The organism is Methanosarcina sp. A14 (assembly GCF_001729375.1).
Classification (GTDB): Archaea; Halobacteriota; Methanosarcinia; order Methanosarcinales; family Methanosarcinaceae; genus Methanosarcina; species Methanosarcina barkeri.
Genome location: NZ_LZPK01000036.1, coordinates 1 through 16,765, shown reverse-complemented (window position 1 = coordinate 16,765; position 16,765 = coordinate 1). Strand labels below are relative to the sequence as shown.

Sequence of the window (16,765 nt, the reverse complement as noted above, 5' to 3'; positions counted from 1 at the left end):
ATTAATATAATACATTTTTATGATTAATATGAACACACTTTCAAAATTAAACCAATGGGTGCCTAGGATTACCAAATAAGTATCTTCTCAAAAATGAAACTTCTTCATACTTAAAAAAGTTTGAAAATAAGATTTGCTGCTTCGTGAAATCACTGTTCAGGAGAAGCCTCACAACATCTAATGTTGTAAGGCTTGATCTCACATTTTGATTAGCAGCTAATAGCTACTTTGTTACTCTTTTGTCGGGATTCTCATTTTATAGAATGAACGCCAGACAAAGTACAGACCAATCAACAGGAATAAGCCACCTGCATAGGGAGCCACGTTTCGGAAGGACTCCGAAATCGCTATTTCCATGGCCAACAGGCCAAACAGCGTGGTAAACTTGATGATTGGATTGAGGGCGACTGATGAAGTGTCTTTAAAAGGATCGCCTACAGTGTCGCCTACCACAGTGGCTTCATGTAAATCGGTACCTTTCTCCTGAAGGTCAACTTCCACAACTTTTTTAGAATTATCCCAGCACCCACCGGCATTTGCCATAAACACAGCCTGGAACAGTCCGAATACCGCAATGGAAATCAGATAGGAGATAAAAAGCGCCACCGAATCATTTCTGGATATTGGAGCCGATAGACAGGAAAATGCCAGAGTAAAGGAAAATATGGTAATAAAAATATTGAACATACCCTGCTGCGCATATTGGGTACAGATCTTTACTACTTCTTTTGACTTTTCCGTGGATGCCTTCTGGCTGGCGTTTTCATCAAGCTGAATATTTCCCTTGATATATTCAACTGCCCGGTAGGCTCCGGTAGTTACGGACTGAATTGATGCTCCCGTAAACCAGTAAATTACACAGCCGCCTGCTAATAATCCAAAGATGGTATAGGGATTAAGCAGGGTCAGGATTTCTTCAGGTTGTACCCCGAGAACATCTCTAATAACAAGAATCAAGGAGAAAATCATCGTTGTAGCACCAACCACAGCTGTACCTATTAAAACCGGTTTGGCTGTGGCCTTAAAGGTATTTCCTGCCCCATCATTTGCTTCAAGATAATGTTTGGCTGTATCGAAATCCGGTTTGAAATTGAATTCTTTCTGGATCTGTTCTTTTACTTTAGGTATGGTTTCTATAAGCGACAGCTCGTAAATAGATTGAGCGTTATCAGTTACAGGTCCGTAACTGTCAACTGCTATGGTAACGGGGCCCATGCCCAGCATCCCGAAAGCCACTAGTCCGAATGCGAATATGGACGGATAAATCATTATCTCACTCAAGCCATATCCGCTGGCATAGTAGGCAACGAACATTAGCAAGAAGAAGACCATACCGATCCAGAATGAACTGAAGTTACCTGCAACCAGTCCGGAAAGAATGTTAAGAGACGGGCCACCTTCTCGGGAAGCTTTGACAACTTCAGCTACGTGCTTGGAATTTGGACTGGTAAAGACTTTTGTAAATTCGGGAATTAAAGCCGCTCCCAGGGTACCGCAGCTTATTATTATTGAGAGTACAAGCCAGAGATTCTCCAACTCGGCAGGCACTCCGGATTTAGGTCCCAGGATGTAATAGCTTACAGCAAAGGTTCCAATTATAGAAAAAATAGAGGTAATCCATATTAGACTGGTCAGAGGTTGTTCAAAATCAAAATCGTCTTTGCTACTGAATCTTGCCTGGCTAAGTGTTTTATTGATGTAAAAAGAGGCTACAGATGTAATAATCATGAGTATACGCATGACAAAAATCCAGGTAAGCAGGATGCCAGTCAGGTCAGGCTGTACAGCCAGAACTATGAAGGAAACAAGGGCAACTCCGGTTACACCATAAGTTTCGAATCCATCTGCGGTTGGCCCTACGCTATCGCCTGCATTATCTCCAGTACAGTCGGCAATAACACCGGGATTACGCGGATCATCCTCCTTTATCCCAAAAACTATTTTCATCAGGTCGGAGCCGATATCGGCGATCTTGGTGAATATTCCACCTGCAATACGTAAGGCGCTGGCCCCTAGAGACTCACCGATTGCAAAGCCTATAAAGCTTGCTCCAGCCAGGTCCCTTGGAACAAACAGCAGTATAATTAACATCATTATTAGCTCAACGCAGACCAGAAGCACGCCTATGCTCATCCCAGCATCGAGAGCGATGTTTAATAGTTTCAGGGGCTTTTTTTCCAGGGAAACGAATGCGGTTCTGCTGTTGGCCAGGGTATTCATACGAATTCCGTACCAGGCAACCGTGTAAGAGCCCAGTATCCCTAAAATGGTCCAGGCCATGATAAGCATTACTCCGCTCAGAGGCATTTTCTGAAGGAAGCCAAAGTAAAAGGCTATACATAAGCCGATGAAAACAAATAATATGCACAGCAGTTTGCCCTGCTGGATAAGATAAGTTTTACAGGTCTCGTAGATTGTGTCGGCCACATCCAGCATGGACTGATGAGCCCTGATTTTTTTCACCTTCATAAACTGGTAAAGGCCAAACAGCATACCTAATATACAGACTACGATGCCCAAGAGCAGCAAATGGTTTTGCTCTTGGCTTAAATTCGGAATTTTAAGATTCGCCTCACTGGCAGCTGCTATTGCCGGTGTTAGCGACATTACGGCCAGGCTAAGAAGGCTTTCTAATGTTGCCTTGACCACCTTATTTTTGGTTATAATCTCCATTTAGCCGATCACTTCTCTCATCACATTTTTGACAGATAAATTGGTTAAAGATTAATTTCAACGAAAGTGTAAGCAATTATCTTTATGGTTTTGTGCAGTTTGTGGGGAGTTAAGACCTTTTAAAGGTGTTAAACCTATATAATTGCCATTCCCCAGCAAACCTAAAATCCAAAGTATTATTTCTATACTGGCAGATAACTTAAACTAGATTTTCAGGCTTTTTTGATTCTTGTATTATGAGTCAGAGTGTGTATGTCTACACTATTACGATTTACCTCATAACAAGAACTTCAAAAATAAGTCTTAAGTCTATTATTTGATCTGCATTATTACTGATGCGCTTCATATGGAATTACCTCAAATGGAAAGGGCAGTACATGGCAATTCGTGACGTACTCCTCGTCGCAAAGAGTATGCTTATGCACATCATAGGAATTATAGTAGTGATAGGTAGTCATGATCAGCAAAGTCAGCTCTAATACTAACTTATAAATGTTCATGAGTCCTGAATCTATCATTTAATCCGGCTCGCAATTTTCTGATAATAAATTAATGCAAATTGAATTTTGAATTGTTAAAGCCTGATTTTGACAAAAGCGTAATCAGTTGCTTTTTTATATAAGTCTTTTTGCCCTTTTTCCGAGCGAGAATTTCTAAATTATTTTTATAATAATTTTCTCTTTTTCCTGATGGTATATATTTCCAATCTGAAATCCAAACAAGACACAAATGTATAGCATGTTGTTTGGACAATCTAAAGAAATGGAACTGCGACAATAAGAGTTTGCTGGGAGATAAGCCCTGTGAATTCTACAGTTTAACAGGTTCATCCTACGTTTTTTCAGTTAAGTTCCGATCTATGTTTTTTCAGTTAAGTTCCTATATATATAAAGATATCGACAAATTTCTGACAAAAAAAAGCAGTTCTATTTGTAAATTGTATTTTTTAAATATTTATATACCACACCAATAAGGTAATAAGTTTCCGGGTTCCTAGGAAGAACTAAAGAAAACAGAATTCTTTACCATGTCGTTAAACTGATCCTTGTCGATCAGCCCGGTTGAAGTGATAATTCCTCGGCCTGCGCATCCTACACCTGGTTCAGGCTCTCTGGATTCCACACATTCTATGTTGCTAAAGTCCGGTTGCACAGCAGTCTCAAGGTGAACTCCTTCATCTCCTTCACTTTTCAGAGTATCAAGTGCGATCTGGTTCAGGTCACCAGGCATCTCTCTGGTGGAATCTGCTTTCGGGTCACATCCTACAAGCAAGATTTTGTTGCCCATGGTAGAAAGGACCGCAACCATATTTTGCGTGGTAGTAGATTTTCCAATTCTACTTTTTCTATATATTGTTGTCTGTCTCATCTTTTTACCTTGGTTTTATTTACTATATTTTAAATTTAGGAAGCCGGTAACCGTTGTATTATCTTATACTATTTATATCTTTTCCACGACTCGAAACTTGTATTATTTTTTAATCACCATTCTTTTATACGCCTAAAGGAAAACGTTGTGTTATGTCCCTTTTCAAACGGCATGTTGAGTAAAAATAAAAATGTTACTTTTAAAACTAGTTCCAAAACTCAACCTTGCTTTTCTAAACATAGTATTTGGAATAATCAGGCAAGTGCTGGACCTTGAAAATTAAAAATAGGAAATATGGTACCTACTTTCCGCAGCTGTACACAAAAATATCATCGATTGTCTCAATACAGCAATAGATTAGCAATAAATTAAAAATTATTCCGTCCTTTAATTGATCATTTTGGGCAATTAGGTGAATAAATTCTACATCTGTGTATCTTTGCGGAATGTGGGATGAGAGAGTTAAAAGGACAAAAATTACTATCTATATTTTTCCGGTCAAACCAGAAAATAGACAGTCCAAAGTTAAACAGGTCTGGAAATCTCAGTTAACTCCCCTTACCTGCAGTAGCTGGAATTCGATCTCATCCGGGACTGTGGCCAGGAATATAAACGTATTGTACCCGAGTTTTTGAACTTCTTTAATTGCATTTGCCTGAGCTTCACTTAGCTCCCTTGTATCGCTTACAATGCAGAAAGATTTCCGATTTCCCGTGTTTACAAGGAAATTAAAGGCACTTCCGTGGGTGTTCAGGAACGCAACAAGATTTTTAAGTTCTTCCCAGGTGCTGCACATGTGAATATACTTGGACCCCATATTTTCCACATACCAGTCCCTGCTTACGTAAGAGTAGGAAGCATACTGTTCATTCAGCTCATCAAATGCTTTGAAAATTTTGTTAATATCCGTCCTCAAGTTTACCCATTTCCAGCTCTGTGTTGTGAAATAGCGGGATGCCACTATCTCAAAAATTACCTGTTTATCTTCATCTTCGAGTCTCATTTTTTCACTTCTTTGTTTTGTCTGTGTTTTTGCACTCAGAACACATCGTCCTGGGCATAACTTCTATTAAACTTCAGGGAAAGTTCGGCTTTCTCCAGTTCTCTTCCCAGATATGCGGCATGGTCCAGGCGGGAGACCAATTTCCGTTCAAGCAGCGTGTCCATAACTTCCCTGGCATTTTTCCCCACAACTGAAGCTTTCTCGTGTTCGGCTACAATCAATCCTCCATTTCCATTTATTCTGTCCGGTACTGTACGAATACGGATAGGGCCTGCAGGATCTACACGCCAACCTTTCGAAAGTCTGGCTTGAGTCGCATTTTCAGGGAGAGGAAAATCTGGACGCCTGCGTTTTTCTTTAATGCAGAGGAGATCAAGTCCGAGGTCTTTTGGTGAGCTTTCTCTTATACCGGAAAGCAACATCATCTCGGAAGCCCTTTTCAATTCTATAATTGAACCCTGCGCCTTGTCACTGAATTCAGGGGTAAAAAGGATGCTTGCTCCGACATCTGATCCTATTCCGCAGAGTGTAGCATTGACTCCTATGGTATCCACATCCATAAGCTCGGTGACATTGCCAACTCCGAAGAACACGGGAACCTCAGGGTACATCCTATGAAATTCATGAAAGCGTACGATGGATTCAGTTATATTGTGGCCCACCGGGTCAAGCACGGGATCGGCTATAATTTTTTCAATTCCAAGCCTGCGGGCAGCTTCAACGTTCCTGATAAGGCTTTCCAGACTTCTTTCCTCATCCGGAATTATAACAGCTGCAATTCCTGCCCTGGCAACGATCGGACCTGCAGTCTCAAGATTCGTGCTGTTGAGACTCAGTACAAGGTCTACTCCTGCTTCTACTCCTTCTTTTATCAGTTCAGGGTCAAGGGTATCTATGCTTACTGGAGTCTCTGTAATGGTTTTTGCAAGGGATACGGCTCTTTTAGCCTGCTCTGGCAGGGTATTAAGGGTAGCCCCAAGGTCGATTATATCTGCTCCACGGGCGATAAAAGCTTCGATTTTTGTCTGGAGTGTAAGAGCATCCATCTCCAGGGCCCCTACAATTTCTCCCATAACTTTCATGCGAGCCCTTCCTCCGAGTTTTACACCTCTGAGTGTCAAGGGGGAGGAGGCTTCTTCTTCCTTTTTCTTTATTAACTCGAGAGCCATCTCTTTTCGAACATCAGCAAGGAGTTCGCAGGCCGGAACTTTTTCGGAAAACTCGATTTTTCCGGCAAAAGAAAGTACAAAGCCAAGGTCATAGGCGTGCTTTGGTCCAAGCCGGATTTTACACCCCAATTCTTCAGAAGCTTTTGAAAAATCTCCTGCTACAAGTCCTGGAAGCAGAATAAGGTCATAAACTTTTAAAAGTTCAGCTTCCTGAAACGTTTTAATCAGTTTTCGAGGGGTGATAAAGGCAGCAATATCAATATCGGCTACGAGGATCTCGGCTTTTTCCCCGATTGCTTTCCTGACGGTATTTTCCGCAAGCCGCCCTGTTGCAATCAAAATTTTCATGTTTTTTAGATAGAAGCGCTAATAAAAAAGAGTATCTGTTTGAAACGCATCGGCAAAAAATATAAAGGGGATGAAAAGCCCTAAGCTTTCAGCTTTGATAATCCGGGCTTTTACCTGAGCCTAATTTAATTTATAAAATCAATGATTGACTCATCATGCTTCTTTCTAAAAGACCCTGGGGAATTTCTTAATCGGTCTGCTGTCATTCTTCCGAATCTTCTTTCCTTCATAGAGTCAGCTTCGGCTCTGGTCTCCAGAATTCCTGATTCTGCCTGAGGGCCCAGGATCTGGGCAGACTGCACACCTGTCATGATGGCCATTACTCTGACCTTACCTTCATAGTCCTCCCTGATCCTTGCGCCCCATATGACATTTGCACTTGGAGATAGTTCATAAGTAAGCATGGATGCGACCTCCTCAGCTTCCTTAAGGCTCAGGTCAGGCCCACCAGTTACATGGACAAGGCTTCCGGTTGCGCCCTTGTAGTCAACATCAAGTAGGGGGTGATTTAGGGCAGCCCGTACCACTTCAGTGCTCTTGTCCTGGCTTTTAGACTCACCTACAAGCATAACTGCAACCCCACCACAGCTCATGATAGTTCTTATATCGGCGTAGTCAAGGTTTATTAGGGATGGCACTGTGATAGTCTCTGTAATCCCCTTTACGGTCTCGGCAATTAGCTGGTCCATTACAGAAAAAGCCTGATCTATAGGGAGGTTTGGCACGTAATTAAGCAGCCTGTTATTATCAAGGACAATTACGGTATCAGCTGCCCTGCGCAGATCTTCAAGGCCTTCTTCCGCTTTGTATATCCTAGCTCTTTCAACTCTGAAGGGGCTGGAGACCATTCCTACAACGATTGCTCCCTGCTCTTTTGCTACTTCGGCAACTACAGGTGCAACTCCTGTTCCGGTACCTCCACCTAACCCTGCAGTGATGAAGACCAGGTCAACATCCTTTAACACTTCTTCAAGTGTGCCCCTTGCAAGTTCTGCAGCTTTCTTTCCTGTCTCGGGGTAACCGCCTGCTCCCAGCCCACGCGTGAGAGTTTTTCCCACTAGGATCTTCTTGTCAGCTCTGACATTGTCAAGGTGCTGTTTATCGGTATTAATACAGACTGTTTCCGCACCTTCGATTCCCATATTATATAGACGGTTTACAGTGTTGTTTCCGGCGCCTCCGCATCCAACAATCATGATTCGCGGTTGCCCAAAATCTTCAAAGTCGTCATCAGAGGAAGAATTCTTCCGATATTCTTTCTCTTTTTCACTGAATTTCATTGCTTCCTGTACTATTGACTGCAATTCTATCCCCTCGACTGGATTTGTGTTTGATTGTTACATTTGACTCCCCACCCTTTACATCGGGGGTCACATATCTTTTAATACTCTGAGTGGAGTTATGCGATAACCTTCAGAACCTATCAAAGATTTTCATCCGTTATCTTTAATAAGTTGGCACTCTGCCGAACTTAAATGTTTCGGACTTTTTAAATAATACTCTTAAATTGTTTATCAAGTTTAAATATGTCACCCATAACTCTAATATATCCACTCTTTTACTTTCCTTTAACATTTAATCTCAAAGATGAAGGGTGAGGAACTGCCAAAATGTTTATATATATAAACAATTTTTTTTTCCGAAAGTTCCATTTTCCTCAGCAAAGCTTTCCTGATTATCCAAGTCAGGGCAATTTTCATATTTTCTTTTCTTTATTATTTTGATGCCATGCTTGACTTCAGGGGCTAACACTGTAGTCATGATATTCGTTTTTGATAAAACTTCCTTGATAAAACTTTCTACTATGATCTTGAAATTAAATCAGACTGTTTATATTATTACTTTTAAGTAGAATTCCCCTCTTAAAAACTGTTTCGGTATCGTCCTGGAATTTAGAGGCTCTTGCTTAACTTTTTAATATAATGTTTTCTAAATAAATATAAACATTTCTATATTTATGATCTTCAGATTTTTTCCTAAATTTTGTTTGCTTAGAAAGCTTCGAATTAATTTATTCAGTGTTCGTGTTTTGGAAAGTACAGATAAAGAGGCAAATTAAAATGTAATAGCATGACAAAATCATAAAAAAATACCAAATCAATAAGAAAAATCAATATAACATGCTAAATTCCTACTATATGTTAATACACTAGAGCTTTGTAAATTCATAAAAAATGTGTTATAAGCCATAAGAAACGTTTTGAAACTTTAATCAGCTGTTTGAAATCGTGGTAAACCTGACAAGGTTATGAAAAGTCATTTAACTCATAACATGAGTTGAAAAATATAAGAAGCAATTTAAAACTACGGTTCTGCCGGAGATTTTCCGGGAAAACTTTAAGACTTCAAAATCGTTTTTACTTTAATTTCCAGGAATCTTAGTTACCTTATTTCCTAGAACTTTAATTCCAATCACTAAGCTTTAATTCTGGAGTCAAAACTGTGTTAAAGGCATTAATTTTCGATATGGATGGCGTTCTTGTGGACTCCATGCCCTTCCATGCAGCAGCCTGGAAAAAGGCTTTCATTGAAATGGGTATGGAAATCCAGGACCAGGATATTTATGCAATCGAAGGTTCAAATCCCAAAAACGGCCTTCCTTTGCTTATCCGAAAAGCCAGACAAAAACCAGAAGCATATGATTTTGAAACTATCACTTCAATATACAGGAAGGAGTTCAAACGAGTATTTAAGCTGAAAGCTTTCGACGGAATGAGAGAGTGTCTTGAAGTCCTTAAAAAGCGTTTCCTGCTATCAGTAGTCTCTGGCTCTGACCATCTTATTGTTCACGGGATAGTTGACCAGCTTTTCCCCGGCATATTTGATATTGTGGTTACAGGAGACGATGTTAAAAATTCAAAGCCCGACCCTGATCCTTTTCTTAAAGCCGTTAAACTCCTTAATGTGCAGCGGGAAGAATGCATAGTAATAGAAAACGCTATTCTGGGTGTAGAAGCTGCAAAAAAAGCCGAAATCTACTGTATAGGGATTCCCACATATCTGAAGCCTTCCCAGCTTGATAGGGCAGACCTTGTGGTAGGAGATCACAAACAGCTAATGCAACATCTTCTAAGCCTTGAGCCAGCTCACGGGTTCAGGGTATAAAAAATTTAGTCACTTCTTCAAAAAAGAATTGGACCCCGGATGGGGTCACAGTAACCTTACGGTTTCAAGGTTTGTAAGCGCCCTGGTTTCAATTTTCAGTTTCTTATAAATTGAACTTGCCAGGTCAACGCAAGCTTTTTCGTCCCCGTGCTCAGTAAATACCCTTTCCGGACGAGGCTGCATCCTCTTGATGTAATCCATAAGCTGTCTCCTATCGGAGTGACCTGAGAAACCGTCAACTACCTGAACTTCCATGTTTAACTTCAGGGTTTCAGTACTTCCGCCTTTTCCTGTCATCGGAATTTCTTTCCATCCTTTCTGGATTCTACGTCCGATTGTTCCATCGGCCTGGTACCCTACAAACACCAGAGAATTACGTGGTTCGTCGGAAAAGGCTTTGAAATACTCCATAACCGGCCCTCCGTTCATCATACCCGATGTCGAGATGATTACACAGGGGTGAGGGTTCTGAATTATCTTCTGGCGCATGTCGTGGGAATCAACAGGCTTGAAGCATTCGGACAGGAAGGGGTTCTGGCCTTTCTGGAAGATCAGTTTCCTCAGATCATTATTCAGGTACTCAGGATGTGTAGCATGAATTGCCGTTGCTTCCCAGATCATTCCGTCCAGATAGACCGGAACTTCAGGAATCAGCCCTTTTCTTATAGACTCTTCAAGCACTATCATAACTTCCTGGCTTCGACCTACTGCAAAAGCCGGGATGATGCAAATTCCTCCCCTTTCCACAGTGTTTTTAACTACCATCTGCAGGTGCCTTTCGGCGTCCTTAAGTGAGGGCTGGAAAGCATTGGAATTCCCATAAGTAGCTTCACTGATAACAGTTTCGACTCTCGGAAACTTATTGACAGCAGGATCAAAAAGCCGCGTCTTCTCATATTTGTAGTCTCCCGTAAAGACGACATTATGGAGCCCGTCTCCAATATGGAAATGAGAAATAGCCGACCCCAGAATATGGCCTGCATTATGGAAAGTCAGTTTGATATCAGGAGCGATATCCGTTACTTCCTCGTAGTCCAGGGGAATTGTGTGTTTGAGAGTCTTTGCTACCATGCCTGACTCATAGGGAATCTTTTTCCCTTCTTTTGCTGCCACGTCGATGTAGTCAAGCTGGAGCAGCACCATCAAATCTCGTGTAGGGGGCGTACAGTAGACAGGCCCTTCATATCCGAATTTGAAAAGCAAAGGAACAAGCCCCTGATGATCCAGGTGAGCGTGGGTAACTATCACGGCATCGATCTGGTTTAATGGAAAAACTTCAGGAACATACAGGTAAGGAGTCATGTTTTCGTCCGAACCTACATTGACTCCGCAGTCGATCAGGATTCGGGACTCAGGAGTCGAGAGCAGGAAACAACTCCTCCCCACTTCTTTGCAGCCCCCAAGTGATGTAACCCTTACCCACTGATCTTTAGAGGTACACTCTTTGTGAATCTTCCTCCCCACTGATTTAAGAATCTCTTTTCTTTCCTTGAGGTTGTTTCTCATAAATTCCCTTACATTCTTTACTGTACGGGATTTGATAGGGGGAGTCCGCACAACCTTTGGAATCCAGCCAATCTGCTTTGTGATCTCACGGAGGGTTGCTCCGTGCTTTCCTATCACAAGACCAGGCTTTTCAGCTTCAATAATTACTTCTCCGGAATCTGGGTCAAAATAATAGCTTGAGATTACGGATTCTTTTGGAACAACTTCTTCGATTATAGAAATAGAGTCTTCAGCAGTTGCAAGTACCCTGGGATCAGGGCGCATGGCAATCCGCGTTCTGAGTTCTTTTGCGAGGTTGCGAATAATGTTCCCGTCGTCCGCGAATTTGCGGGGCTCTTCGGTATATAGCACAAGCTGAGGCCCTTCAAATTCCACGTCGGTGATTGTAACTCCCGCGGGTAGATTTTTCTCAATTTTATGTTTGAGGTCTAATAGCACATCTTCAATAGGCATCAAGAATCTTCCTTTTTGTCAAAAAATGGAAAAGTATATAGATATTGGAAAAACGATAGGGTGAAAAAGATGTTAGTTTAGTGTTAAAATAAAAACCAACAGTTTAAGTTATTTAGGTAATGAAGCTCTTATGGATTTTACTTCTTCAGGGTCCAGCCTTCTGAACGCCTCCTTAGTAATCACCACTACATCAATGTTCTCTCCAGACGCTGAATCTCTTTTAGTCGCATTGTGGATCGCCCGGATAGCAAGGTCAAGGCCTTCTTTTACAGTCATATCTTCTCTATACTGGTCTTCAAGTACCCCATATGCCATGGGAGAACCGGAGCCTGTAGCCGAAATTCTTGTCTCTTCAATACTTCCTCCAAGAGCGTCAAGTGAGTAGATCCCAGGCCCATTTTTGTCAACACCTCCTATTAGGAGCTGGACCATCATGGGATAGTAACGGTTAGAATTTAAAAAGTTTGACATTAAAGTTGCAATACCTTTTATTGTCATCGACTCGTTTCTACGCATCTTATAGAGCTGTGATTCCACATTTACGAGCCGCACAAGCTGTTGGGCATCCCCTACCGAACCGGCGGTAGTCATTGCTACAAGGTCGTCGACTTGGTAAACCTTCTTTGCAGTTTTACTTGCGATGAAATTCCCCATTGTGGCTCTCTGTTCACTTGCGAGCACGATACCATCGGTACAAACTACTCCTACGGTAGTTGTGCCCTTTAAATATTTGTCATTATCCATAAACATACCCTCATAATAAGTTAAAAATGAGAAAATGTCGCTAAAAAAAATGTTTTAGTGAGGTAAGTATTTTTAACTTAAATAGCAGGATTTAGCACTTCATTATCTCATTATTAATATCGCTATATATAAGTTTTCCTTCTCTTTTTTATTGAAAGCGTCTATATTTAAATTCGAAGGAAGATTTGGCAAAATAATTTCATTTCTTTTCGTTTACAGGAGATTCAAACCTCCTTATACCTCGAAAAATCCAAAATTTAAAGAAAAAGTCTCTCGACCTCTTCAGCAAGTTTATTTATTCTCTGAATCACATTTTCAGGTACCTCTTGCTTCCGCATGAGCGCAGTTCTCTCAGCTACAGTAATCCTTTTCGTTCCCTTAACAAGGTTATCGGCATGAGCAACGATTTTTTCCTCAAGGCTTCGTGGAAAATAATCGTCCTCCGGAAGCCCTAAACTCCGTGCCTCTTCTTTTGAGATCCCTGCTCCTATATGCCTTTTTATTATTTCAGAAATCTCTGGCTCGATTCCCTCAATCCTGGCTAACCTGTACCCTTCTACTGCATGAGCGATTTTATGTGTTTTACACCTTCCTAAATCGTGAAGAAGAGCCCCGACTTCCACCAGTTCCGGGTTTACGTTATGCCCTGATGCTTTTGCTTTATTTGCAATCTCGACTGCGAGTGATGCAACTTCCTTGCAATGTTCTATGACATTTGGAGCACATCCGTTTTCCTCAAGCAGCTTTATTGCTTCGGCTCGGGTAGTCAAGGTAGATCACTTACGCTGAACTGAGAGCATCTACACGTTTTCTCAGTACATCAATAAAATGGGAGTTGTCGTAGAAGACCAGGTCTTCTCCACACATAGGGCAGAGAAATTCGGTTTCTGTAGCTTCGTCAAAAAGAAGGCGAACACAACCCTGAGGGCACATATAGAAGACATTATTCTCCTCAAACTCAAGGCGAGTCTTCAGGTTACGGAGCAATTTTTTCTTTTCCTTCATAAGCTGGTGCTCTATGTCAGAAAAATCCAGGCGCCATAGGTATGTCAACCACCCACTGTTTGAATCTCTCTCCCTGCGACATATTGCAAATTTATTTTCGTTTAATATGAAGAGCGTTCTCCTCACGGTGTTCAAAAGAACATCGGTCTTTGCCGCAATTTCTTCATCCGTAACCTCGCCTTCAGGCATTTTTTCAATCATTTTTAGCCCGTCTTCCCCTACAAGGCTCAGGAGGTATCCTCTAATTACCTTGTCATTTAAATCAACCAATATGTTCACCTCGCAAATGCCAGTATGAATTGGACATACCAGTATTAAAATTTACATTCCCCTTTTCCGGAAACATTTCTTAGCCATAAAAAATTGAACATTCTTAACATTCTTAACTTTTAATTTTCATATATTCTTGGCAAATCTCAGGTATCTTCTCTTTTCAGCTGGTTTTCAATAAAAGCTCTTATCCTGTTTGCCCCTTTTTCAAGCGATATAATTGCCTTTTCCCTGGTAGAGGTACACGCGAAAAGGGAAGTAAGAGGCCCATCAGGCTCTACAACAGTCCCCTGGAAGGGAATGTCAGCGCCTTTTTCCCTTAGAATGAGCTCCATGAGCTTTTGATCTATAAAAAGTTCTCGATCCGAGTAGATAACTCCTCGTGCAGCAAAACCTTTAGCTTCGGGTTTCTCAGGAAGTTCTCCTCTAAAACAGCCAGCATGGGCTTCAAAAAGGTTAATGTTCATCGCCTTCTCGACAGTATCAAGACTTCCCTGGAATCTCGGGTTTATTTCAAGTACTACAGGCCCTTTTTTTGAAGTCAGGAAATCCACTCCGTTTGAGCCGAGGAGCTTGAAATCAAGCATCAGTTCTTCAGCAAGGGCTTCCATTTCCTCAGCTTGATCTGTCCTGAAAGGGGTTATATTTCCACAATAAGCAAAGGGTAGCCGCGAAAGCCAGGTTATTCCTATAAGCTGTTCGTTTACAGCCACTGACAGAGCTTCGTTCTTTGTAGAAAGCAAGGAAACACTTGAAGGTGTTCCTTCCAGAAACTCCTGAATAACAATAGTCTCTTCTGTAAGCTCTGGATTAAGTCCTTGTAACTCCTCAAGGATGGCTAAAAGCTCCTGTTTGCTCCTGGCAATTCGGTTGAAAATTCCTCCTCCACCTGAAGCTGGCTTAATCATAACTGGATATTCTATTGCGTCCAGTTCTTTCGGGGAATAGCAGCGTGGATGAGGGATTCCAAGGGCTTCAAGCTTTTTTGAGAGATAAAGTTTATCTGAGGCCTTCTGCATGGCATTCGGACTGCTGGCGAGTACAGGGAAGGGGAAATCATTATGGTTAAGCATTTCCAGTCCCGAGCCCGGAACAAGGGCATCAAACTCAAGTCCAAACTCAGCCATCTGAGCCTTTATCCGGGAAGCTTCGAGCTGGTGTAATTCCTGTATGGTTCTGCACTCGAGAAATGCTGATGCATAGGCGCATTCCCGAAGGTCAAGATCACAGAAAGCATCTATAGAGCAGACTGTATAGCCAGCACGGCTTGCAGAGCAGACAACATTCCGGGTATCAAATCCGATTACAAGGATATTCTGCATGTTTCCTCTTTATGGACTATTTATTTTGCTTGCGGAATCTCAGAATGCGCCAGTGCAAAGATCCCATAAGGGGTTTTCAGGACAGGAATTTCACTTCCTGCTTCTGCATTGAACGACATCGGTTTCTTTATGGCAACAGTCTCATACGTTTCAGGGTCGAGAACCAGAATTGCGTTGTCTTCGATTGAGACCAGCACTGTTAAAACCGTATCTCCTATGTTGCCTATTTTCTCTGCTCCTTTTAACTCTTCAGGGGTTGAGATAAATCTTGAGCCGTCCTCAAGGGAAGTTCCATTAACCTTTTTTCCGGAACTCTTTATCTGAATAATCTTTCCTCTGAACTTTATCACATCTCCTGGTCTGAATTCGGGAAGGCGTACAGCAAAAGTAATCCTGTAAAGATTCTTCCCATCTTTCATTCCGACAAGGGTAGGAGATTCGGAAAAGTTACCTCCAAGTTCTGAGGTGATTAGCCTACATATCTGCCTGCTGGCATTCATGGAACCCATGTAAAGGTCTATTCCTCCCTTTTGCTCGACTTCTTCACTTATAAACGCAAGTCGGTCACCCTTTTTTCTCATGCTTTCCGTGGCTTCTCTGGCGATAGCCATAGAGCGTTTTTTCTCTTCTTCTGTAGGAAACCTGCCTGCTGCCCTGATCTGGATAATCGCTTCAAAATATCCTCCTGACTCCCTGCTGCACATATCGCAAGCTGTTCGCTGAATCCTTACCTCAGTCTCAGCTTCTGCGTGCACAGGCTCTTCCCTGACCACTGCATCGACTTCAGCTCTTACCATATACATATAAGGCGTAATCTCTCTGGGTTCAAGGTAGACTTCCACATCTCCGGCTTCGTTGTGGATGAAAAGAGTATCTTCTACGGCCTTTAGCACTACATCTTCAATATTACCAACATCTTCCCACCGGCCTCTATGAAAGTGTGCTCCGCAAGCTGAACATATCCTTACATGGAGTACATGGGGCAATTCAATCAGTTTGAAAGTCTCAAAAAAACAGTCCTTGCAAACTGAGTCAAAGAGCTTGTAGCATTCTCTGCCGCATTTAGGGCATGTAATAAAATTCATCTGTAATCCTTACTTATAGTCTTCTTGGAGTAGTAACAATCTTCTTGAACAATAGTCTTCCTGGAAGAATAATTTTGAAAATATCAGGAAGGAAAATTTCTGCAGTATATTTAAGCAATTGACCTGTTAAGCTTACTCATGCTATTTAAAAATAGCTGGAGTTGCTAATTTCCTTTTAGTATTCAGGCTCCCCCAATTATTTGAGTGCAAAATTAGCAAAGAGTATATGTCCTTTTTTAATCGACTAAGTTATGATTTATTTGTAACTTATTTATAAATTATTTACTAATTATATTTTAAATGTTCATTAAATTTGTACTTGTCTTATATAAATATTTCTTGGATTCAAAAGTATCAGAAATACTAAAAATTAATTTTCATAGGTCTCGTTTTTCTGAAAGTCAAAGCTACTTTAGTACGAAACTCTCTAAAAAAACACTAAACATATAATTTCACAATTTTTAAAAAAAATAGGACTTACGCAGTTAAAATGCCGAAAACTTGATATCTTTATAAATATACTTATGGCTTAGTGTTTCTCTAAAAACGTACGGAGTTATGGACATAAATCCACCTAAGTGTACCGACATTGCCTACATTAATTTTCTCATTGCGGCTTCTAACGTTTTTAGCTGTACTGAAGCTGCTAGATGTTATCCAGACATAGCTAATGCTCCTTCTCATGATGCTTTTACTCGTTGCCTTCAAAGGCAA

At 41.3% G+C, this 16,765-nt stretch carries 13 protein-coding genes and 1 pseudogene; 2 read left to right on the top strand and 12 right to left on the bottom strand.

Annotation, left to right across the window (positions count from 1 at the left end):
• Window positions 1–231 precede the first annotated feature (231 nt).
• The 6 genes from A9239_RS02470 to ftsZ form a co-directional block, all read right to left on the bottom strand.
• On the bottom strand, window positions 232–2,673 hold the full coding sequence (locus A9239_RS02470; RefSeq protein WP_141706340.1) for a sodium-translocating pyrophosphatase: 2,442 nt from the start codon (window positions 2,671–2,673) through the stop codon (window positions 232–234).
• Between the two features lie 329 nt (window positions 2,674–3,002).
• Complete coding sequence (locus A9239_RS18725; RefSeq protein WP_141706339.1) at window positions 3,003–3,191, bottom strand: hypothetical protein; 189 nt, start codon at window positions 3,189–3,191, stop codon at window positions 3,003–3,005.
• Window positions 3,192–3,666: 475 nt separating this feature from the next.
• Complete coding sequence (locus A9239_RS02465) at window positions 3,667–4,041, bottom strand: AAA family ATPase (RefSeq protein ID WP_052712910.1); 375 nt, start codon at window positions 4,039–4,041, stop codon at window positions 3,667–3,669.
• 544 nt (window positions 4,042–4,585) lie between these two features.
• A complete protein-coding gene (locus tag A9239_RS02460; RefSeq protein ID WP_048121446.1) occupies window positions 4,586–5,044 on the bottom strand; it encodes a hypothetical protein in 459 nt (152 codons plus the stop codon).
• Between the two features lie 35 nt (window positions 5,045–5,079).
• The gene (locus tag A9239_RS02455; RefSeq protein WP_048156191.1) at window positions 5,080–6,561 is read right to left on the bottom strand and encodes a dihydropteroate synthase-like protein; all 1,482 of its coding nucleotides are present in this window, start codon (window positions 6,559–6,561) and stop codon (window positions 5,080–5,082) included.
• 125 nt (window positions 6,562–6,686) lie between these two features.
• Entirely contained in the window at window positions 6,687–7,865 is a 1,179-nt protein-coding gene (gene ftsZ, locus A9239_RS02450) for a cell division protein FtsZ (protein WP_048121443.1), read from the bottom strand.
• A gap of 1,138 nt (window positions 7,866–9,003) precedes the next feature.
• Here ftsZ and A9239_RS02445 point away from each other — a divergent pair.
• On the top strand, window positions 9,004–9,666 hold the full coding sequence (locus A9239_RS02445; protein WP_048121441.1) for an HAD family phosphatase: 663 nt from the start codon (window positions 9,004–9,006) through the stop codon (window positions 9,664–9,666).
• A 45-nt stretch (window positions 9,667–9,711) separates the two neighbouring features.
• Here the strand turns inward: A9239_RS02445 and A9239_RS02440 are convergent, their stop codons facing one another.
• From A9239_RS02440 to A9239_RS02415, 6 genes are all read right to left on the bottom strand, one after another.
• Window positions 9,712–11,625: a beta-CASP ribonuclease aCPSF1 gene (locus A9239_RS02440; protein WP_048121439.1), complete on the bottom strand. Its 1,914-nt coding sequence runs from the start codon at window positions 11,623–11,625 to the stop codon at window positions 9,712–9,714.
• Window positions 11,626–11,733: 108 nt separating this feature from the next.
• Window positions 11,734–12,369: an archaeal proteasome endopeptidase complex subunit beta gene (gene psmB, locus A9239_RS02435; protein ID WP_048121437.1), complete on the bottom strand. Its 636-nt coding sequence runs from the start codon at window positions 12,367–12,369 to the stop codon at window positions 11,734–11,736.
• Window positions 12,370–12,626: 257 nt separating this feature from the next.
• Entirely contained in the window at window positions 12,627–13,139 is a 513-nt protein-coding gene (locus A9239_RS02430; RefSeq protein WP_048121435.1) for an HD domain-containing protein, read from the bottom strand.
• A gap of 10 nt (window positions 13,140–13,149) precedes the next feature.
• Window positions 13,150–13,644, bottom strand: coding sequence for a transcription factor (locus tag A9239_RS02425; protein WP_048121433.1), 495 nt, complete (start codon window positions 13,642–13,644; stop codon window positions 13,150–13,152).
• Between the two features lie 146 nt (window positions 13,645–13,790).
• Window positions 13,791–14,966: an ATP-grasp domain-containing protein gene (locus A9239_RS02420; protein WP_048121431.1), complete on the bottom strand. Its 1,176-nt coding sequence runs from the start codon at window positions 14,964–14,966 to the stop codon at window positions 13,791–13,793.
• A 20-nt stretch (window positions 14,967–14,986) separates the two neighbouring features.
• Window positions 14,987–16,051, bottom strand: coding sequence for a 60S ribosomal export protein NMD3 (locus tag A9239_RS02415; RefSeq protein ID WP_048121429.1), 1,065 nt, complete (start codon window positions 16,049–16,051; stop codon window positions 14,987–14,989).
• A 558-nt stretch (window positions 16,052–16,609) separates the two neighbouring features.
• Between A9239_RS02415 and A9239_RS20050 the strand changes: the two are divergent.
• Window positions 16,610–16,765, top strand: a pseudogene (locus A9239_RS20050) (IS701 family transposase); the annotation flags it as partial.

Excerpts from the sequence above, each read along its gene's own strand:
- A9239_RS02470 (WP_141706340.1), bottom strand. The coding sequence starts at position 2,673 with ATGGAGATTATAACCAAAAATAAGGTGGTCAAGGCAACATTAGAAAGC.
- A9239_RS18725 (WP_141706339.1), bottom strand. The coding sequence starts at position 3,191 with ATGATAGATTCAGGACTCATGAACATTTATAAGTTAGTATTAGAGCTG.
- A9239_RS02465 (WP_052712910.1), bottom strand. The coding sequence starts at position 4,041 with ATGAGACAGACAACAATATATAGAAAAAGTAGAATTGGAAAATCTACT.
- A9239_RS02460 (WP_048121446.1), bottom strand. The coding sequence starts at position 5,044 with ATGAGACTCGAAGATGAAGATAAACAGGTAATTTTTGAGATAGTGGCA.
- A9239_RS02455 (WP_048156191.1), bottom strand. The coding sequence starts at position 6,561 with ATGAAAATTTTGATTGCAACAGGGCGGCTTGCGGAAAATACCGTCAGG.
- A9239_RS02440 (WP_048121439.1), bottom strand. The coding sequence starts at position 11,625 with ATGCCTATTGAAGATGTGCTATTAGACCTCAAACATAAAATTGAGAAA.
- psmB (WP_048121437.1), bottom strand. The coding sequence starts at position 12,369 with ATGGATAATGACAAATATTTAAAGGGCACAACTACCGTAGGAGTAGTT.
- A9239_RS02420 (WP_048121431.1), bottom strand. The coding sequence starts at position 14,966 with ATGCAGAATATCCTTGTAATCGGATTTGATACCCGGAATGTTGTCTGC.
- A9239_RS02415 (WP_048121429.1), bottom strand. The coding sequence starts at position 16,051 with ATGAATTTTATTACATGCCCTAAATGCGGCAGAGAATGCTACAAGCTC.